Genomic DNA, 19,182 nt, shown 5'->3' with positions numbered 1-19,182 from the left:
TTTAGTTTAGTGTTGTCTATTAATCCTCAAAAAATCGGATTAAAGAGTGTTTATATTGTTTAGGTCTTCAAAAGCTTGTTTTAATCTCGCTTTGAAAGAATCTTCACCTACACGCAACCATTTACGTGGGTCATAATACTTTTTGTTAGGCGCATCGGCTCCAGTTGGATTTCCTATTTGTGACAGCAGGTAATCATTGTTAGTATCCATATACCCTTTGATACCAGTGGCAAAAGCCCATTGTAAATCGGTGTCAATATTCATTTTAATTACACCATATCCTATTGCTTCTCTTATTTCCTCTAATGTAGATCCAGAACCACCATGGAAAACAAAATCTATATGATTGTTTTCTACTCCATATTTGTTTGAGATGTACTCTTGAGAATTTTTAAGGATTTTTGGAGTAAGTTTTACGTTACCAGGTTTGTATACACCGTGAACGTTTCCAAATGCAGCAGCAATCGTAAAACGATTACTAACCTTGTTTAATTCTTCATAAGCATAAGCAACTTCTTCAGGTTGGGTATATAGTTTTGACTCATCCACATCGCTATTATCTACTCCATCTTCTTCACCGCCGGTAATTCCTAATTCGATTTCTAGTGTCATGTTCATTTTCTCCATGCGCTCTAGATACCTTTTACATATTTCTATGTTTTCTTCTAGAGGTTCCTCACTTAGGTCAATCATGTGAGAAGAGAATAGACTTTTTCCGCTTTCGCGAAAGCGAGCCTCACTAGCATCTAATAGTCCGTCGATCCAAGGTAATAGATTTTTTGCACAATGGTCAGTATGCAGAATAACCGTTGCGCCGTAAGCTTCGGCCAGTTGATGAACATGTTGAGCACCTGCTATACTACCTAATACGGCTGCACGCTGGTTCTCATTACTTAGACCTTTACCAGCATTGAATTGAGCTCCACCATTTGAATACTGAATGATGACAGGCGAATTCAATTCTGCAGCAGTTTCCAAAACGGCATTTACAGAATTTGATCCTACAACGTTTACTGCTGGTAAGGCATATCCGTTGGCTTTAGCATGGTTAAATATTTCTTGAACTTGGTCGCCAGTAGCAACTCCTGGTTTTATGTTGTGACTCATGTGTTTCAATTCTTAAGTTAACAAAAATAGGTAATTATAAGCAGCTATCCTTAATATACCAGTGAGTGTGTCAACTATTTGCAGTTTAATGTCCTACAACGTTTTAGAACGGGTAATTAATCCCTACGTTAAGAACAGCACGATTAAATTTCATTTCTTTGAACCATCTTTCACCTGGATCGGCAGCAGGATTGTATGTTTTAAAACCAGCATCTAATCTCATTACGAAAAATCCAAAGTCATAACGTAATCCAACACCAGTACCTATTGCAAGAGCACCTAGGTCAGAAAAATTATTGAATATAGCATCTGGATCGTCCTCACTATCTAGCACATTCCATATGTTACCGATGTCGGCAAAAACTGCACCTTTAAACGCACCGGTAATAGGAAATCGATATTCTGCATTTAAAGCAATTTTCATATTGGCTTCATTGAAATCGTTAATTCCACCAGTTCTTCCTGGACCTAATTCATAAGCTTGCCAAGCACGGTTGTCGTTGGGACCACCTGCAAAGAAAGATCTTATGAATGGAATGTTGTCCGAGTTTCCATAAGGTATTGCAATACCAGCAAAGGTTCTTATTGCTAACACATGACCGTTGTAATATTGCCAGTGTTTTACATAATCAAACTCTGTTTTTACATACTGTGAAAACTCAACTCCAAAAACCTCCTTTTGTCCATTGCTGTTTTCTTCAACCCCAGCTAAATCTGAAATTCCGGCAAGGACATTTCCTGCGAGTTCTACTCTAACGCTTATTCGTGAGAAATCATCATCATAGATTCCTTGCCTATTATTACGAATCCAGTTGTAACTAGAGCTTATTATAAGGTTGTTTTGAGATAAACGTTGTCTTCTTTCTCTTATATTACGTATTACTTGCTGCTGTTCTGCAGTTGTAGATAAAGTACCATTTAATCCATCTTGAATAAATTGAGAAGTTCCATCAGGTACAATTAGGTCGCCTTCATCATTTACATAGGTAGGACTGCTCAGGCTTAAATCATTTGCAATATCATTTAAACTACCATAGCTGCTGCGATAGACATTGAAAAAGTTGCCTGGATCTAAATTGCGCACGTACTGTGCATTCACTAATTCAAAAATGGTACTTTTTACTGGCGTTTGCTGCCAATTATACCTTAATGCACCTTGTAAACTTTGTTTGTCTAGACCGATGTTAGTTTGACTGGTAAATCCAATGGTAAAATCGGTAGATGGTGACATGTACTTAGGAATGAAACCATCTGTTTCAAAGGGTACAAATAACCTAGGGAATGATAATCGTGCATCAGCGCCAAATTCTTGTAGATCAAAAAATCTAGAATCTCCTGTTGCTGCATTTGAACTTGCTCCTATATTTCCTCTAAAGGAGATGTCTAACAACTCACTTCCTTTAAATAAGTTACGTATGAGTAATGAAGTGTTTAAACCAATACCTAATGTTTGAATGTTGCTGTGTGTAGCCTCTGGTGCGATTTTTACATTAAACTTTTTCTTTGAGGTAAGAAGAACATTGGCTATCAGGTCACGACCAGTTGAATCTGCAGGATCTGATACATAGCGTATTTGTGGATACAAAAAACTCTGTAGCTCAGTAATGCGCTTATAAGTTCGATCTCGATCTAGATCACGATATATATCGCCTTCATGAAAGAACACAGCGTCAGTTAATGTATTACTGCGGTATTTACGTTTTCCATATCTAATGATATTATAATCTTCATACCTAGTGGTATCTGCTGGAATACTATCTAGCTCATTTGTATAGTCTGGAATAATATTTACCTTACTTATTTTATGAACTCTAAATGGGGTTGTATAGGTAGAATCGCCTAACTGTTCTTCTCTGTCTTTGATAATAAGCGTGATGTTTGCTTTATGATCGGTATTAACAGTGTCGCCTTCAAATTTAATATATTCTTTTTCCATGTGATAGGCTCCATGGTTTCTAAAGTAGGTGTTTAGTCTATCGCGTTCATCAGTAAAATTTTGGGATAGATATTGTTCTCCAGCTACGACAAAACTTTTCCCTTTTGTAATTTGATATAATGAATCTATCGCTGTTGATTCTATTTTAGATGTAATTGAGTCAATTATATAAGGTTGGTTGCGCTCAACTTTATATAAAATTTCGGCTCTTTTTTTTCTGGACTTTTCTATGATTTCATGAGAAACCTCTGTGTTAAAATATCCTTGATTCCAGTACCAGGCTTTTAAACGCTCTTCAGATTTTGTAACGAGCTCTTTGTCTATTATTGCCGGTGATTCTCCAGTACGTTTTAACCACTTATTGAAATCGATTAATGAATTGTATAGTTTGTTAGTTTGCTTTCGCGAAAGCGTATTTTCCAAAAACTCATCAGTACCAGAATGACTATTCTTCCAGGCAGCGACAAGAGAGTCTTTATTGGGTCTTGCTAAGTTATAAATATGTAATCGTAGTGGGTAACCTATAAGTGGTAGTTTTGTATTAGGTTGTAGTGCTGGTAAAGTTTTTACTCTAGGATCGTCCGGCGCTAGACTGTCAACTAAAATTCTATTTTTAACAAGTAGATTTTTGTTTTGCGGCACTCTTTTTACCGCATTACAAGAAACGATAAGTAATAATAGAGTGCATATGGCTGCTATATGTAGAGTAAATCGTTTCTTTGTCATTCTAAAAATCAAAAGTATTAATAATTGCTTACTAGAAACTATATAAAACTCATAAAATCACTTTCTCGTAAAAAAGGAAGAGATACTCATGGATTGTTTGTAGTTGAAGGCTATAAATCTATTCAAGAGTTATACCAATCTGGTCTTGATTGCAAGAGTGTATTTGTAAATTCTGGAAATCACAAGCTTGATCATCTAGAGCTTACGGTTGTTACAGAAAAGGAGATGAAGACAATTTCAAATTTAACAACGCCTCCTGGATATTTAGCCGTTTTTGAAATACCTAAGCAATCTGCTATTCCACATGATGGTGGTATAATAGTGCTAGATGGTGTTAAGGATCCAGGGAACCTAGGCACTATAATAAGACTAGCAGATTGGTATGGCGTTTCTCATATAGTTTGCTCTCGTGATACTGTTGATTTATTTAATCCAAAATGTATCCAAGCAACGATGTCATCTATTGCAAGAGTACAAGTTTATTATAGGGATATTGAAGAATTCCTAAGTGAAACACAACGATCTGTATATATTGCTCATATGGATGGTGAGTCGTTATATTCTACCTCAATCCCTGAAAACGCTGCCATAGTTATGGGTAGCGAGTCTCATGGTGTAAGTGATTCAATTAAGCAATTAGGAACACCAATTAGTATCCCATCTCATAGTACACATGGTGCGACTGAAAGTTTAAACGTAGCTATCGCAGCCGCTATAATTACGGCTCACTGGAAAAAGAGTTTGTCTTTTACTGGAAAGTAAAATTGATAAAGATACCTCTAGACTGCATACTCGAAATATTTCCTGTCCATGGACTGTTTACATCCATGTCTGGAACCAATTCGTCCGTCATAGCAAATACACCTCGTATAGATGGAGAGAATTTAAAGTAGAATAGGTACAGGTCAACACCAATTCCTATTTCATAGTTAAATACATTAGTCATCTGTCTAAACTGTCCAGCAGAATTATCATCAGGATTTTCTTCATTACTGGATAAGTTAGACGACCATGAAAAGCCACCTACGACAAAGGGTTTCCAATTGTTTTTTCTTTTTGTCGAAAATTTGAGTAATAAGGGTACGTTGATGTAAGTAGATACCACCTCTCGTTCCTGTTGAGCAGGCGTCATTAAAGATGCATCTGGAAAAGTAAGTGTTCTATTTACAAAAACAATCCCAGGTTCAAGTCTTAAATTGAAATAGTCATTTAGTCTGACATCACCTACAAGACCTACATTAAAACCAACACTTGTTTCGGTATTAATTTCCTCGGTTAATTCATTATAATCAAATTTATAATCATAAGAGTTAAAGCCTAAATAGTAACCCCAAGTGTATCGTTGTTTGTCAAAATTTTCTCTATTTAAAATTTTTTCTTTAGAAAAAAGTTGAGCATTAGATAGTTGAGCGCTCAATAATAGCACTATAGTGATAATGAATATTCTCATATTATCCTTTTGTAGCTTTATAAATGGTGGAAGCACCGTAAAATTGTAAATAATTATCTACTTCATTAAACCCAACTTTCTTTAAAATATTGTTGAAAGCTTCCCCATGAGGAAATTGTGCGGCGCTTTTAGAAAGATATCCATATGCAGTTTTATCTTTAGAAAAAAGCTTTCCTAAAGTAGGAACAATTAAATTAGAATATAAATAGTACCCTTGCTTAAAAGGAAATTTGGTAGGAACACTGGTCTCTAGAACAACTAGAATACCACCAGGTTTTAAAACTCTTAGTATTTCTGATAACCCTTTCTCTAAATCTTCAAAGTTTCTTACGCCGTAACTTACGGTAATTGCATCAATTGAATTATCATCATACTTTAGGTTTTCTGAATCTCCAAGTACCATTTCAATACGGTCATCTAGTTCTTCTTTATTAACCTTAATTTTTCCTATTTCTAGCATACCGCTAGAGATATCCAGTCCTATTAATTTAGTAGCATTGGTCTTTTGAGCCATTTTAATAACCAGATCACCAGTCCCTGTAGCGATGTCCATTATTACATCTGGTTTTGATTGAGCTACAAGATCTACAACATTATCTCTCCATTTTTGATCTAATCCTAAAGAGATAACTCTATTCAAACCGTCGTATTCACCACTAATGTTGTCAAACATTTTTGTGACTTGTTGTTTTTTACCGGTCTGATTGTTTTTGTATGGTTTAACTTCGTTTGCCAATTGATACAGATTTATTATGCAAAGATAATAGGTATAAAAGAGCTTATTGTTATGATTATTAGGATTAACTGTTAAGCAAGATGTAAACTTTTGTTTTTTGTAACAATAGTTTTTATTCCTAAACAGGCTTTTAATTATGGTTATTTATGAGACTTATTCCTTGCATTCTCCTATCTTTGAGGTATAGAACATTGTTTTTATGAAAATCATTATTGCAGGTGCAGGTGAGGTAGGTTTTCATCTTGCTAAGTTGCTGTCCTTTGAATCACAGGACATTACACTTATCGATCCTGTTAAGGAGAATCTATATCATGCAGACTCACATCTAGATATAAGAACCTTAAGAGGTGATGCAACATCTATCAAAATTCTTCAAGATGCCAAAATTGATGCTGCAGATCTTGTTATAGCTGTAACAGCGAGTGAAACTACTAATATTACTATATCTGTTCTGGCTAAACAATTAGGAGCAAAACGTACCATAGCCAGAATTTCTAATACCGAATTTTTAGAACATCAAGACAATTTAGGTTTTAAAAATTTTGGTATTGATGAATTAATCAGTCCTGAAAGTTTAGCTAGTAAAGAAATTGAATTATTACTTAATCAAAGTGCTTTCAATGATTCTTATGAATTTGAGAATGGGGCATTGACTATGGTAGGTGTAAACCTTCCTAGAAATGCTCAAATGGTTGGAAAAACAGTACAACAAGCTGGTGAAATATTTCCTGAAGTTCATTTCATGCCGATTGCGATTCAAAGATTTGGTACACAATACACTTTGATACCTCGTGGTGATACTAAGTTTAAAGAAGGAGATCAGGTTTATTTTATTACCACTCCAGATGGTGTCGAAGAGCTTTACAAACTTTCGGGTAAAACCAAACATACTGTAAAGAACTTAATGATTTTAGGAGGAAGTAAAATAGGAATTCAAAGTGCCGAAAAACTTTCAAAAGCAGGAATAAATGTTAAGTTAATAGAAATAAATCCAGCCAAGGCCTTTGACCTAGCAGATCAGTTGCCAGATGTTCTCGTTCTTAATGGAGATGGAAGGAATGTTGAACTACTTCAAGAGGAGAGTATACATGAAATGGATGCTTTTATCTCTGTAACTGGTAATAGTGAGACAAACATTATTTCTAGCTTAATGGCTAAAAGTAAAAGTGTTAATAAGACAATAGCACTTGTTGAGAATATGGATTATTTTCAATTATCTCATAGTATAGGTATTGATACCTTAATTAATAAAAAGTTACTTGCAGCAAACAATATCTTTAGATATGTGAGAAAAGGCGAAGTGGTTGCGATGACCAAGCTGAATAACATGAATGCCGAGCTGCTGGAATTTATTGTAAAACCAGACAGTGACATCTGCAATAAAAACCTAGTTGAAGCAGGTTTGCCTAGAAGTGCAATCGTTGGTGGTGTAATAAGAAATGGGATCGGAAATATTGCTCTAGGAAATTTCAAAATTGAAGCAGGTGATAGAGTAGTGGTATGCTGTCTACCTAGATCCATTTCTAAGGTTGAAAAATTATTCTTGTAATGACTAGACTTAATTACAAAATAATTATTTACATCATGGGACTACTGTTATTGTTTAACGGTGGTTTTATGTTTTTGAGTGCTGCTGTAAGTGCTATTTATAGAGAGCCAGAAGGCATTGATATACTTATGGCTGGAGTAGTAGCTATAATTTTAGGTGCTATTTCTATGTATCTAACTCGTAAACATCAACGTGTTTTACATAAAAAAGAAGGCTATTTAATTGTTTCATTGGGATGGTTAATTATGGCTTTTGCGGGAACTATGCCTTATGTTTTTTCAGGTGCTTTGGATAATTATACCGATGCTTTTTTTGAAACAATGAGTGGTTTTACTACTACTGGTGCTAGCATAATGAATGATATAGAAATAATGCCAAAAGGTGTTTTATTCTGGCGTAGTCTCACACATTGGATTGGTGGAATGGGTATTATTGTACTAGCAGTTGCTATTTTACCTTTATTAGGAATTGGTGGTATGCAATTATTTGCCGCAGAAGCACCTGGTCCAAGTGCTGATAAATTACATCCTAGAATCACCGACACAGCAAAAAGATTATGGCTTATTTATGTAGGTTTTACAGGAATTGAAACAATACTACTTAGAATAGCAGGAATGAATTGGTTTGATGCTATTAACCACGCTTTAAGTACTTTATCTACAGGTGGATTCTCTACAAAAAATGCTAGTATGGCGTATTGGAATGATAATCCAGCGGTACAGTGGATCATCATTGTTTTCATGTTTATTGCAGGAACTAATTTTGTACTTAGTTATTTTGCTTTCAAGGGAAGATTCAGTAGGATATTAAAGGACACTGAATTTAAATGGTACGCAGGATTTGTTTTATTATTTACATTAATTTCTGCTGTTCTTATTTATTATCAAGCAGATTTAACTGCCTCAACAATTTCTCACCCATTAGTTGCAGGAAGAGCAGAAGGCTCATTAAGGCATGCGGTTTTTCAAGTTTTGGCAGTGATGACCACTACTGGATTTGTGACTGCAGATTATACGCTTTGGACTCCATTTTTAACTATAATGTTCTTTGGTCTCTTCTTTCTAGGCGGTAGTGCAGGATCTACATCTGGTGGAGTAAAAGTAGTTAGACACATCATCTTGATAAGGAATGGTATTATGGAATTTAAAAGGACCTTGCATCCTAGTGCTATAATTCCTGTTCGTTATAACGGAAGAGCGGTCCCTAGCAATAATGTATTTAGCGTTCTAGGTTTTTTTATTCTTTACATGCTATCCTTTATTATAGGTGCAGTAGTACTTGCTGCATTAGGGCTTGATTTTGATACAGCTATTGGAGGAGCGCTTAGTAGTTTGGGTAACGTTGGGCCTGCTTTTGGTGATCTTTCTCCTGTAGATAATTTTGCGGGTTTACCAGATTTAGGAAAATGGTGGTGTAGCTTCCTTATGCTTATTGGAAGGTTAGAGTTATTTACAGTACTTATCCTTTTCACGCCTTTCTTTTGGCGTAATCGATAATTAAGATTTGCTTATCATATAATTGAAAAAAACTGTACTTTCTAGATTAAGAAAGTACAGTTTTTATTCTTTGTAAAGCTTCTTTAATTTGATCTTCACTTGCAGCATAGGATATTCTAATACAGTTAGGAGCTCCAAACGCATCGCCAGAGACTGTTGCTACATTTGCTTCCTCCAGAATCATTAAAGAAAAATCTGTAGCATCTTTAATCACATGACCTTTCATAGTCTTTCCAAAAAATGAACTCACGTCTGGAAATACGTAAAACGCACCATCTGGAGTATCAGTTACAAAGCCTTCTATTTCAGAAAGTAAACTGAGAACTAGATCTCTGCGTTTAGAAAATGCATCTATCATGTACTGTATTTTGCTCACTGGAGCTTTTAATGCAGTAATTACAGCACGTTGTGCGATACAATTTGCACCACTAGTAATTTGGCCTTGCATTTTATTACACGCTCTAGCGATCCAGGAAGGAGCGCCTATATAACCAATTCTCCAACCAGTCATCGCAAAAGCCTTTGAAACACCATTCACCACAACAGTTCTTTCATACATTCCATCAATCTCAGCCATGCTAGTGTAAGTTCCTGTGTAATTAATATGTTCGTAAATTTCATCACTTACCACGATAATATTAGGGTAGTCTTTTAATACACCAGCGAGACCTTCTAGCTCTTCCTTACTGTAAACGGCACCACTAGGATTATTTGGCGATGAAAACAAAACCATTTTAGTTTTAGGTGTTATAGCATCTTTTAATTGTTGAGGAGTTATTTTGAAATTTTGTTCTACTCCAGCTCTTACCTCTACCGGGACTCCTTCTGCTAGTTGCACGATTGCCGCATAACTTACCCAATAAGGTGCAGGTAGAATACATTCATCACCTTCATTGAGCAAGACCATTGCTACATTAGCAATAGATTGTTTTGCTCCAGTAGAGACTACAATTTGATCGCGGTTATACGTAAGATTATTATCCCTTTTAAACTTTTCGATTACAGCATCCTTTAATTCAGTATATCCATCGACAGGTGTGTAGCTGTTATAATTTTCATTGATTGCCTGGATAGCAGCATCTTTAACAAAATCTGGTGTATTAAAATCAGGTTCACCTAGGCTTAATCCTATTATATCTTTCCCTTGTTCTCTTAATTCTCTAGCTTTTGCAGCCATTGCGAGAGTTGCACTTGTAGGTAAGTTGTTGATCCTGTTAGATAGATGCTCTTTCATTAGTAGTGATGTTTAAATACAAAAATAACCAAGGTGATAAGAATATACCTAACAGGCTAAGATAATGTTCTATTTTTGTACAAAAATTTTACACCTTGGCACAAATCATAAAAGATTATTTTCCTCACATTACTGATGAACAGTTTTCTCAATTTCAGGCGCTAGAATCCCTTTATAAGGAATGGAACAGTCAGATTAATGTAATTTCACGTAAAGATATAGACGAGCTCTACACAAGGCATGTTTTACACAGTTTAGGGATTGTTTCTGTGGTACGCTTTCGCGAAAGCTTACCCAATACTCCAGGAGGAACAAGGGTGCTTGATGTAGGAACTGGCGGAGGCTTTCCTGGAATACCGCTTGCAATTATGTTTCCAAAAACTAAATTTCATCTTATAGATGCGATTGGCAAAAAGATAAAGGTTGTTAACGCGGTAGTAGAGGCTTTGGGTTTACAAAATGTGACTACTGAACATGGAAGAGCAGAAAAAGTGAAAGGAAGGTTTGACTTTGTGGTAAGTCGTGCTGTAACAAATATGCCAGATTTTGTTAAATGGACTCGTAATAAAATTAGAAAGGATAGTTATCACAGCATTGAGAATGGAATTTTATATTTAAAAGGTGGAGACTTAACCAAGGAGCTGAAACCATTTCCAAATGCTTATCAGTATAATCTTGATGAGGTTTTTGAAGATGAATTTTTTGAAACGAAAAAAGTGGTTCATCTAGCTTTGTAAAGTATATAACATAAAAAAACCTGCTTTATGCAGGTTTTTTTATGTTTAAAATCTCGGATTAAAAATTAGTCGTGAGATTAAGTGTAAGGCCAGTATTTTCTGGAACAAACCTACAAACACCACCTACGCAAATCAGTCCACCACGCTGTCTTCCATAATTAAGGGCTACTCTCGTACGGCCTTTGGTATAAGAACCACCAACTGAATAGTAGTGAATCTCGGTATCATCATAGTTGTACAAGTCGGCCACATAAAGAGAAAGTGACGTGTTAAAAGCGTATTCCAATGTTGCTGCTGCCCAGTTACCTCTATCAGCATCTGCAGATAAATGTTGAGCGTCAAATCTAACTGATCTTCCCTTTCCTAAATCATAGAGAAGATCTGCAACAAATGCAGTACCATTAAGTTCTGACTGACCATCTAGTAAATTTCCACCTTCAATATTTTTAGCGTTGTAATAAGTTTGAGCGGCTGTAAACTTAGCAGAAAGCGCTTTGCTAAATTTGGTGTTTAATTGAAAGCTAAACTCTTCAAAGTATTTCTTACCTCTAGAAAACAAGCTTGCATCATAATCATTGTTCGGTACGTCAAATGATGAGTCTAAACCTGCCCAATTTGAGTAGTTTAAAGAGTAAGTAGTTCCATGTTTAAATCCGAATAGAGAACCAGGTTTTGCTGTGTGAACTACGTCTAACTGCCCTCCAATTTCTCCGGCTTCTTCTTCATCTGGATTTAAGAATACTTGTGGATTGTATACATAGATATTGCGTACCATGTAACTACTTTGCTTAGTGTACCCTGGTACAAAATTGATAGTTTGATTTAAAAAAGGGTTACCTGCTTGTTCTCTGTCAGAGAAAAAGCCCATATTTTCGGTAGCTCTTAAAGTTGTATTTATTCCTAAACCTTTGATAGAGTATCCTAGATTTAGTAATAACGCACGCCCGTCAAAGTAGTTACCTAATAAAGGTGTGCCACCAACAATAACTGCATCTGGTTCCTTGTAAACATACTCTGCTTGTAAGTTAAATTTGTCAAAGTAAAGATCTCCTCTCATACTATATGCATTGACGGTCGATGGGAAATCTGGATCTGCAGATGTGTTTACTTGATATCGTCCTACATAGCTAGCACCTATATTTATTCCAGTTTCCGTATCTAATAGTTCTCCTAAATCAAATTCTGAATTTATACCTTGTACTGTACCTTCAGATAATTCAAAGCCAGTTCTTTGATTCCCAATGAATCCTGTAGCTTCAAGATAATCATTAAAGGCATAGTTGACTCTTATTCCTCTTATCGAATTATCGATACCTAAGGTGTGATCTTCCCATGTTCTAAATATTAATCCGCTACCAAATTGATCATAGAAATTACCAGCTGTGATTTCCAGATCCTTATGTTTAAAAGTCGCAAAATAGGTCGCGATTCCATTTCCTTCAAATCCTTCAAAGTAACCTAATAAAGGAGAAGGTTGATACAATTCATATTGAGCGCCGACAGTAAATTTACCTTGAGTATATTGAAGCTTTAGATAGTTGTTTGAACGAAATTGATCTTGAGGAGCTACACCATTAAGTATCCCGTCATCATCTTGATACCATTGAGAATTGGATTCCAAACCACCAGAAAATGTCCCATCTTGAGCGTTTATATTAAAAGCGATTAAAAGTGCTGCCAATAGCAGATAATTTTTCATAAATCAGTGTTGGATTGAATTTTAAATGTGTTTTTTGTACTCTTCATAAAGTTCTTCCTCAGCTCCAGGTGTGAAGCTAGAGTGGCGGTATACAATTTTATTGTCCTTTACGATTAAGGTGAGAGGAATGTTAGGATTGCCTAGATACCTGATAATTTCATTTTTTTTATCTAACAAAACTGTATAGGGCCATGCTCTACCATTTACTTCTGTTTTTACCCTTGGTTTTGATCTAGCGTCGTCAGTTGCTATAGCATATAGTTCAAATCCGATCTCTTCTTGCAGCTCGTTATAATCTAATTTAATAGCATCTAGCTCTTTCATGCAAGGAGTACACCATGTTGCCCAAAATGAAAATACTACTGGTTTATCCTTGCTGAGCTCAGAGAGAGTTACTTTTTTGCCATTGAGATCCTTAAGAATGATTTCCGGAAGTTCGGTTTGAGAATAGCTTATTGATGAAAATATCAATAAAGCTAATAGAATAAGTTTTTTCATATAATTAAGTTTTGAAATACAATTATAACAGTTCTTTAATAAATAATGTGCCAAACTGCATTTTAGTTAAAACTTTTCATTATTAAAAATCAATGTATTAGGTTTTTAAAACATTGTTTTTATATTTGGTTATTCTTAAATAATCGTTAAAACAACTTAAATTATGAAAACAGCTAACTTTTTAAAGATCTTTTTGCTTTTAGTTGCGGTAACCTTAACCTCGTGTTCATCAGAATCTACAGATGATGGAGGAGGCAATGGTAATGGCAATGGTGAATTAGTGCTATCTGCAAATAAGACTAGAGTATATGAAAATACAGTCGTGACTTTCACAGTAATGAACGGTAGTACTAATGTAACTTCTCAATCCACGATTTCCTTGGATGGAACTCCTATCAGTGGCAATTCTGCTTTATTATCAACTGTCGGATCAAAGGTAGTTACTGCCGAATATGATGGTGCTAGTACTAATAATGTTGATGTTGAGGTAATTGTACCTTCGTACTCCACAAAAATGTTAATAGAGGATTATACCGGTGCTTGGTGTGGATGGTGCCCTAGAATCTCTCAAGGGATTGAAGATTTAACAGGATCAAACCCTAATGTTATTGCTGTTGCGATTCATAATGGTGATTCCATGGCCTTTCCATTGGAAGGTCAAATGAGACAACAATTTGGGGTAAACGGTTTTCCGACCGGAATACTTAATAGAGATCAAACATGGAGTTCAACATCGGGAAGTTCAATGAACTTAACCCAGCCAAATGTGTATTTAAATAGAGTACAGCCAGTTGGTTTAGCGATTAATTCTTCGATCAGTAATGATCTACTTTCTGCAACAGTAAAAGTAGGATTTGATTTAGACGAATCAGGATTATATCTTGTTGTTTATGCTTTAGAAAATGGAATCATAGCGAACCAAAGTAATTATACAAATAATTACGGAGGAGTAGATCCTATACAAGGATTTGTTCATGAGCATGTTTTATCAAAGAATCTTACTGATGTTTTTGGAGATCCTATACCAGCAGATCAACAGGCCGGAGGAAATGAGTATTCTGTAACGCTTACATCTAGTGTGGCTGGAGTTGCAAATCAAAATGATATGGAGATTGTTGCATTTGTGGTAGACGCTTCGGGTAAAGTAGTAAACGTGCAAAAGGCACAAGTTGGTACTAATGTTGACTTTGATTAATTAAATTTCAACACAAAAAAAGCCGATTCAATTTTATTGAATCGGCTTTTTTTACATCTAGTTTTATAACTATTCACCCAAGAAAGGGTATCTGTAATCCACAGGACTTACAAATGTTTCTTTAATCATTCTAGGAGAAACCCATCGCAAAAGATTTAATTTTGAACCTGCTTTGTCGTTGGTTCCAGAGGCTCTAGCTCCACCAAATGGTTGTTGACCTACAACAGCACCAGTAGGTTTATCGTTTAAATAGAAGTTTCCTGCACAGTTTTCTAATGCTTTTACGGCTGTGCCTAGTGCATATCTATCCTGTGAAAAAACAGCTCCGGTAAGAGCGTATTCACTTGTGCTATCAACTAACTTTAGGGTAGCTTCAAAATCTTCATCTTCATATACATACACTGTGATTACTGGACCAAACAACTCTGTTTCCATAGTTGGGTATTTTGGATCAGTTGTTACAATAACCGTAGGGTCAATAAAATATCCTTTTGATTTATCATAGTTACCACCAATTATTACTTCGGCATTAGAATCTTTTTTAGCTTGGTCTATGTAAGAAGTTATTTTATCAAATGAGCCTTCGTGTATAACTGCTGTAATGAAATTACTCATGTCTTCAGGACTACCCATTTTAAAACTGTCACAGTCCTGGCGTACTAATTTTTCAACCTCTGGCCACATGCTTTGTGGAATATAAGCCCTAGATGCAGCGCTACACTTCTGACCTTGAAATTCAAAAGCACCTCTTGATATAGCCGTAGCTACTTGTTGAGGTATAGCACTTTTATGTGCAACTATAAAGTCTTTTCCACCTGTTTCACCTACAATTCTAGGATAGGTTTTATAAGTGTTAATATTTGCACCTATTTGTCCCCAAATACTTTTGAATACTCCTGTTGATCCGGTAAAGTGTATTCCAGCAAAGTCTGGATGAGCAAGCACTTCTTCAGTCATCATAACTGGATCTGCATTTACCATATTTATTACTCCATCTGGAACACCTGCTTCTCTGAAAACGTCCATAACAACTTTTGCACTCAACATTTGATGGTCGCTAGGTTTCCATACAGTAACATTACCCATAAGGGCAGCACTCGCTGGTAAATTACCAGCAATTGCGGTAAAGTTGAAAGGAGTTACACAGTAAACAAAACCTTCTAACGGTCGGTATTCTAAACGATTCCATGCACCGCTTGTTGACTCAGGCTGCTCAGAATAGATCTCTGTCATGTATTCTACATTGAATCTCAAAAAGTCTATTAATTCACAAGCGCTATCAATTTCTGCTTGATAAATCGTTTTTGATTGATTGATCATGGTGGCAGCATTAATCTTGGCACGATAAGGTCCTGCAATTAGTTCTGCTGCTTTTAGGAAGATCCCGGCGCGGTTTTCCCAGCTCATTTGTGACCATTCTTTGCGCGCTTCAAGTGCTGCCGCAATAGCTTGCTGTACTTCATCCTTGCCTGCAATGTGGTAAGTACCTGCACTATGCTGGTGATCATGTGGTGGTCGTACCGTTCCTGTCGTGCCAGTTTTTATTTCTTTACCATTGATAAATAATGGTATTTCTGTATTGGCGTTAAACAATTCGCTATATGCAGCTAGAACTTCTTCTCTTTCTTTAGAGCCTGGTTCATAGCTTTTTATTGGTTCATTAACTGCAACTGGTACGTTGAAAAATCCTTTTCCCATGTTGTGAAATTTATACTTTTAATTATGGTGTGAAAATACAACTTTATTCAGGCTTGAATAAAAGCCTGATTATAAATTAATGTGAATGGATGGAAAGTTGATTGTGTGTAATCTAGCTTTCGCGAAAGCGTAATAAACACTAGACTAGTTTAACGCAAATGGAGCGCTAAGTTTGAAGGTAGGAATGACTACATTAAACTGTTTTGTAGTAGTGAAATTTACCATGGTGTAATGACCGCTCATATTACCGAATGGTGAGGTTAGTAAACAGCCGCTTTGATAACTGTGTCTTTCTCCTGGTTTAAGAACGGGTTTTTTTCCTATCACGCCTTCACCATCTACATGTTCTGTTTTTGATAGACTATCTTTAATGCGCCAGTGTCTATAGGTTAATTGTACACTGTCCTTACCTTGATTTTCAATGGTGATTTTATAACCAAAGGCATAGTGCATTTTATAATTCTTATAAAATGTACCTTCAAAACTCGTTTGAACAGAAATTTTTATACCTCTAGTGACTTGTTGTATCATAAATCTACTGATGCAAAGATACTAAAGATTAAAAATAAGCTACTGGCGATACTAAGAAGAAAGAAAAATGCAAAATTGATAAGAACAAATTTTATAATAGTTTTAATCCTACTTTGTCCATAAAACTTGCGTAACGACTTGTATAGATAAAAGGGACCAATCAGCAAGAAAAGGATACTGGAAACGATACTTGTATTAAAAATTAAGGTTTCTAATAGTACCAGGTAAAGGCATAAAAACACAAATGTGAGTAAATGAAAATTGAAAACCATATGTTCCATATAATTCCACGGTCCTCGTGCATAAATTAACCAAAAAAACAGACTAATAAATGGTGCAAAAAAGAATAGAAATATTGGAATTTTTGGGATTATGACACCTAGTATTTCTAATGGACTGTCAGAAATATTTTCAAATTTTCTAGAGTTGTTATAGCGTTTAATATTGAAAGCGTCGGTTCTATGTTCAAGTGCTGTCAATGCACTTACAGCACTTGCTTCGGGATGTTTTTTAGAATAATGGGAGTAATCATCCATTTGTTTAAAAAAGCCTGAAAAATAATTTATACTATCTAGTTTTGATTGAGTAGTATATTCCTTACTCAGTTTGATTTTAGTAGAATCCTTTTCAAGCGCTTTTATAGATTGGTCTATTGCAAAATTCTCAATCATGTTACGTGATCCATACAGGCTGTCCCTAGATTTTTTGATTTTATTAATTAAGTCTTGTTTGTTTACAACATTGCTATCGATTTCTATATTGAATAGGTTTTGATCCTCTTTTTTTACAGTGAATTTAAGTGGATCTTGGTCAGATTGATCTTTGTCAACATATGAGCTTGCTAGTATTAAAAGTTGTACGAGTAAGAAAAATACGATGGTAACAGATAAGAAAAACCTAAAAGGATTTGCATAGGATATTCTCTTGCCTGCGCAGTATTCTTTAGTAACGTGCCCTGGCTTGAATAAAAGATGTTTAATAGTTCGCCACAATCTAGAATCATACGAAAATACATTGGAGAAAAACTCTTGAAAGAAATCTTTAAGCGCAAGACGTTTCGTGGTATTTAATTGACCACACTGGTGACAATACTTGTCAATATTTTCAAGCGGAGTGCCGCAGTTCAAACATTCTTGACCTCTATATTTTATAAGTGATCGGTTGGTAGGTTTCATAAAATCAAATGTGGCTTAATGATTTAATTTGTAATGTTTCTGCTATTCGCAGACCCTTTTCCTATTAACCTATCATAACGGCCACCTATCTCTCTAAAATATGCCAAGACAGTGTACTCGTTTTCTGTTTGCCAATTATTTCCTGCTACGAATCCGTAATCTATGCGGCCATCAGGATGTACAACTGCATATTTATAATTGTAAAACCCTTGTTTCAAAGTCAGTGTGGTGCTGTAATAACTACCGTTCTCACTAGGAATCATCATGTTTTCATCACTTACTTGAAATCCATTATAATTACCCATAACATGTAAGGTAGATCCTCTAGGGATTTCTATATCCTTTGTGTCTAAGCTAAAGTGGATCTTTACATACTCTGCTTGTACAGCATTGTCTTCATTGTCAATTGTAGTTACTTTGAATCCACCATTTATATCAGGGAAAAAAGTGTAATCTCTGTTTTTTCTGGGTAAATCTACAAATAGAAAAGCCTCATAGAGATCTTTTTTAATGACGTAATCGATATTTACATTAGGTGCTCTAAAATCTCTATTTTCAAAATTTAGATATTCATTACCGGCCCAAAAGCTTGATTTCTCATCATATCGATATACTTGTTTGTTTCCTAAGTTAAATTGTGGCTTAAGTTGATCAATCGTATTTGTTAAGTCCAAGTTTTGAATTACAGTAACCTTTAATTGCTCATTAGGATTTATAAAATTTACTTCTTTACTATCTATGTTAAACTCAACTCGTTGTTGGGTGTTAACGTAATTTAAGTCTCGAGCTCTTCTCACGGCAACACCTACTTGAGCTATATCCTCTACGATCATAAATTTCCTTGAAAAAACAAGTTCCCTATCATCATTGTAGATATGAATCATGTAATTTCCACTCACTTTGAAACCTTGTGTAAATTGATTAGGTATCGTTAATGTATAGTGGGAATAAGGTTGTAATGTGGTAAAGGAATTGCGATAATTGAAGATGCGCATATCATCGATACCTTCTAGAAATTCATTTTTAAACAATCTACTAGATTTCCAGTCGTGGTCGTAGTGTTCAAATTGATAATAATAGTCTGCTTCGTCACCTATAATATCATCAAATTCTAGTTTGATGGTATCACCCATATTAAATATAGGTAGCATATTTTCGGCAGGAACATTAAATACTACAGTTTTTATGTAATCTGGATCATTAACAAGTTCATTCATCTCTTGCGATTGCAAGAAAAAAGCATTGAGAAAAACTGTAAAGAATAACAATAAATACGACTTCATAATGGTCAAATATGGGATAAATATAAGGTATGATGCTGTTTTTATTACGCTTTCGCGAAAGCAGTGCCAAAAACTTGCTTAAACAACAATTTAGAACCTTTCTAAATAAATAAGTTAGAGTTAAAAAAGACC

General features: G+C 35.3%; 16 protein-coding genes. 5 read left to right on the top strand and 11 right to left on the bottom strand.

Annotated elements, in window-relative coordinates; all coding sequences use genetic code 11:
* Nucleotides 1–39: 39 nt before the first annotated feature.
* Nucleotides 40–1,107, bottom strand: coding sequence for a class II fructose-bisphosphate aldolase (fbaA, locus tag I5168_RS01690; RefSeq protein ID WP_431472260.1), 1,068 nt, complete (start codon nucleotides 1,105–1,107; stop codon nucleotides 40–42).
* 103 nt (nucleotides 1,108–1,210) lie between these two features.
* Entirely contained in the window at nucleotides 1,211–3,769 is a 2,559-nt protein-coding gene (locus I5168_RS01685) for a BamA/TamA family outer membrane protein (protein WP_431472259.1), read from the bottom strand.
* Between the two features lie 24 nt (nucleotides 3,770–3,793).
* Between I5168_RS01685 and I5168_RS01680 the strand changes: the two genes are divergently transcribed.
* On the top strand, nucleotides 3,794–4,531 hold the full coding sequence (locus tag I5168_RS01680; RefSeq protein WP_431472258.1) for a TrmH family RNA methyltransferase: 738 nt from the start codon (nucleotides 3,794–3,796) through the stop codon (nucleotides 4,529–4,531).
* On the opposite strand, the gene I5168_RS01675 is transcribed toward I5168_RS01680, so the two are convergent.
* Nucleotides 4,518–5,219, bottom strand: a complete 702-nt coding sequence (locus I5168_RS01675) for a porin family protein (RefSeq protein ID WP_167343037.1) — start codon at nucleotides 5,217–5,219, stop codon at nucleotides 4,518–4,520. The genes I5168_RS01680 and I5168_RS01675 overlap by 14 nt on opposite strands.
* A gap of 1 nt (nucleotide 5,220) precedes the next feature.
* Nucleotides 5,221–5,955: a bifunctional demethylmenaquinone methyltransferase/2-methoxy-6-polyprenyl-1,4-benzoquinol methylase UbiE gene (gene ubiE, locus I5168_RS01670; RefSeq protein ID WP_167343038.1), complete on the bottom strand. Its 735-nt coding sequence runs from the start codon at nucleotides 5,953–5,955 to the stop codon at nucleotides 5,221–5,223.
* A 199-nt stretch (nucleotides 5,956–6,154) separates the two neighbouring features.
* On the opposite strand from ubiE, the gene trkA reads away from it, so the two are divergent.
* Complete coding sequence (trkA, locus tag I5168_RS01665; protein ID WP_042275885.1) at nucleotides 6,155–7,504, top strand: Trk system potassium transporter TrkA; 1,350 nt, start codon at nucleotides 6,155–6,157, stop codon at nucleotides 7,502–7,504.
* On the top strand, nucleotides 7,504–9,000 hold the full coding sequence (locus tag I5168_RS01660; RefSeq protein ID WP_105018297.1) for a TrkH family potassium uptake protein: 1,497 nt from the start codon (nucleotides 7,504–7,506) through the stop codon (nucleotides 8,998–9,000). Before trkA ends, I5168_RS01660 begins: the two co-directional genes overlap by 1 nt.
* Nucleotides 9,001–9,046: 46 nt before the next feature.
* Here I5168_RS01660 and I5168_RS01655 read toward each other — a convergent pair whose 3' ends face one another.
* Entirely contained in the window at nucleotides 9,047–10,234 is a 1,188-nt protein-coding gene (locus I5168_RS01655) for a pyridoxal phosphate-dependent aminotransferase (protein WP_431472257.1), read from the bottom strand.
* A 95-nt stretch (nucleotides 10,235–10,329) separates the two neighbouring features.
* Here I5168_RS01655 and rsmG point away from each other — a divergent pair, with 95 nt between their 5' ends.
* Nucleotides 10,330–10,971 carry a 16S rRNA (guanine(527)-N(7))-methyltransferase RsmG gene (gene rsmG / locus I5168_RS01650; protein WP_431472256.1) on the top strand — a complete coding sequence of 214 codons (642 nt, stop codon included), beginning with the start codon at nucleotides 10,330–10,332 and terminating at the stop codon, nucleotides 10,969–10,971.
* A gap of 58 nt (nucleotides 10,972–11,029) precedes the next feature.
* Here the strand turns inward: rsmG and I5168_RS01645 are convergent, their stop codons facing one another.
* A complete protein-coding gene (locus I5168_RS01645) occupies nucleotides 11,030–12,670 on the bottom strand; it encodes a DUF6029 family protein (protein WP_431472255.1) in 1,641 nt (546 codons plus the stop codon).
* Between the two features lie 21 nt (nucleotides 12,671–12,691).
* Complete coding sequence (locus I5168_RS01640) at nucleotides 12,692–13,168, bottom strand: TlpA family protein disulfide reductase (protein WP_105018300.1); 477 nt, start codon at nucleotides 13,166–13,168, stop codon at nucleotides 12,692–12,694.
* Nucleotides 13,169–13,331: 163 nt separating this feature from the next.
* On the opposite strand from I5168_RS01640, the gene I5168_RS01635 reads away from it, so the two are divergent.
* Nucleotides 13,332–14,363 carry an Omp28-related outer membrane protein gene (locus I5168_RS01635; RefSeq protein ID WP_105018301.1) on the top strand — a complete coding sequence of 344 codons (1,032 nt, stop codon included), beginning with the start codon at nucleotides 13,332–13,334 and terminating at the stop codon, nucleotides 14,361–14,363.
* Between the two features lie 69 nt (nucleotides 14,364–14,432).
* Here I5168_RS01635 and pruA read toward each other — a convergent pair whose 3' ends face one another.
* The 4 genes from pruA to I5168_RS01615 all read right to left on the bottom strand — a co-directional run bounded on the left by pruA (nucleotide 14,433) and on the right by I5168_RS01615 (nucleotide 19,050).
* Entirely contained in the window at nucleotides 14,433–16,061 is a 1,629-nt protein-coding gene (pruA, locus tag I5168_RS01630) for an L-glutamate gamma-semialdehyde dehydrogenase (RefSeq protein ID WP_167343043.1), read from the bottom strand.
* A 144-nt stretch (nucleotides 16,062–16,205) separates the two neighbouring features.
* Complete coding sequence (gene apaG / locus I5168_RS01625; RefSeq protein ID WP_042275874.1) at nucleotides 16,206–16,592, bottom strand: Co2+/Mg2+ efflux protein ApaG; 387 nt, start codon at nucleotides 16,590–16,592, stop codon at nucleotides 16,206–16,208.
* Nucleotides 16,589–17,767 (bottom strand): DUF3667 domain-containing protein, encoded by a 1,179-nt coding sequence (locus I5168_RS01620; protein WP_431472254.1) that lies wholly within the window; start codon nucleotides 17,765–17,767, stop codon nucleotides 16,589–16,591. Before I5168_RS01620 ends, apaG begins: the two co-directional genes overlap by 4 nt.
* A 23-nt stretch (nucleotides 17,768–17,790) precedes the next feature.
* Nucleotides 17,791–19,050, bottom strand: coding sequence for a DUF5103 domain-containing protein (locus I5168_RS01615; RefSeq protein WP_431472253.1), 1,260 nt, complete (start codon nucleotides 19,048–19,050; stop codon nucleotides 17,791–17,793).
* Nucleotides 19,051–19,182 lie beyond the last annotated feature (132 nt).

The organism is Nonlabens sp. SCSIO 43208 (assembly GCF_050703575.1).
Classification (GTDB): Bacteria; Bacteroidota; Bacteroidia; order Flavobacteriales; family Flavobacteriaceae; genus Nonlabens; species Nonlabens tegetincola.
The sequence above is the reverse complement of the archived record's forward strand: the minus strand, read 5'-3'. Positions and strand labels throughout refer to the sequence as shown.

What these genes read in the sequence shown, in the direction of transcription:
- fbaA (WP_431472260.1), bottom strand. Translation starts at nt 1,107, where the DNA reads ATGAGTCACAACATAAAACCAGGAGTTGCTACTGGCGACCAAGTTCAA.
- I5168_RS01685 (WP_431472259.1), bottom strand. Translation starts at nt 3,769, where the DNA reads ATGACAAAGAAACGATTTACTCTACATATAGCAGCCATATGCACTCTA.
- I5168_RS01675 (WP_167343037.1), bottom strand. Translation starts at nt 5,219, where the DNA reads ATGAGAATATTCATTATCACTATAGTGCTATTATTGAGCGCTCAACTA.
- trkA (WP_042275885.1), top strand. Translation starts at nt 6,155, where the DNA reads ATGAAAATCATTATTGCAGGTGCAGGTGAGGTAGGTTTTCATCTTGCT.
- I5168_RS01660 (WP_105018297.1), top strand. Translation starts at nt 7,504, where the DNA reads ATGACTAGACTTAATTACAAAATAATTATTTACATCATGGGACTACTG.
- I5168_RS01655 (WP_431472257.1), bottom strand. Translation starts at nt 10,234, where the DNA reads ATGAAAGAGCATCTATCTAACAGGATCAACAACTTACCTACAAGTGCA.
- I5168_RS01645 (WP_431472255.1), bottom strand. Translation starts at nt 12,670, where the DNA reads ATGAAAAATTATCTGCTATTGGCAGCACTTTTAATCGCTTTTAATATA.
- I5168_RS01640 (WP_105018300.1), bottom strand. Translation starts at nt 13,168, where the DNA reads ATGAAAAAACTTATTCTATTAGCTTTATTGATATTTTCATCAATAAGC.
- I5168_RS01635 (WP_105018301.1), top strand. Translation starts at nt 13,332, where the DNA reads ATGAAAACAGCTAACTTTTTAAAGATCTTTTTGCTTTTAGTTGCGGTA.
- pruA (WP_167343043.1), bottom strand. Translation starts at nt 16,061, where the DNA reads ATGGGAAAAGGATTTTTCAACGTACCAGTTGCAGTTAATGAACCAATA.
- apaG (WP_042275874.1), bottom strand. Translation starts at nt 16,592, where the DNA reads ATGATACAACAAGTCACTAGAGGTATAAAAATTTCTGTTCAAACGAGT.
- I5168_RS01620 (WP_431472254.1), bottom strand. Translation starts at nt 17,767, where the DNA reads ATGAAACCTACCAACCGATCACTTATAAAATATAGAGGTCAAGAATGT.
- I5168_RS01615 (WP_431472253.1), bottom strand. Translation starts at nt 19,050, where the DNA reads ATGAAGTCGTATTTATTGTTATTCTTTACAGTTTTTCTCAATGCTTTT.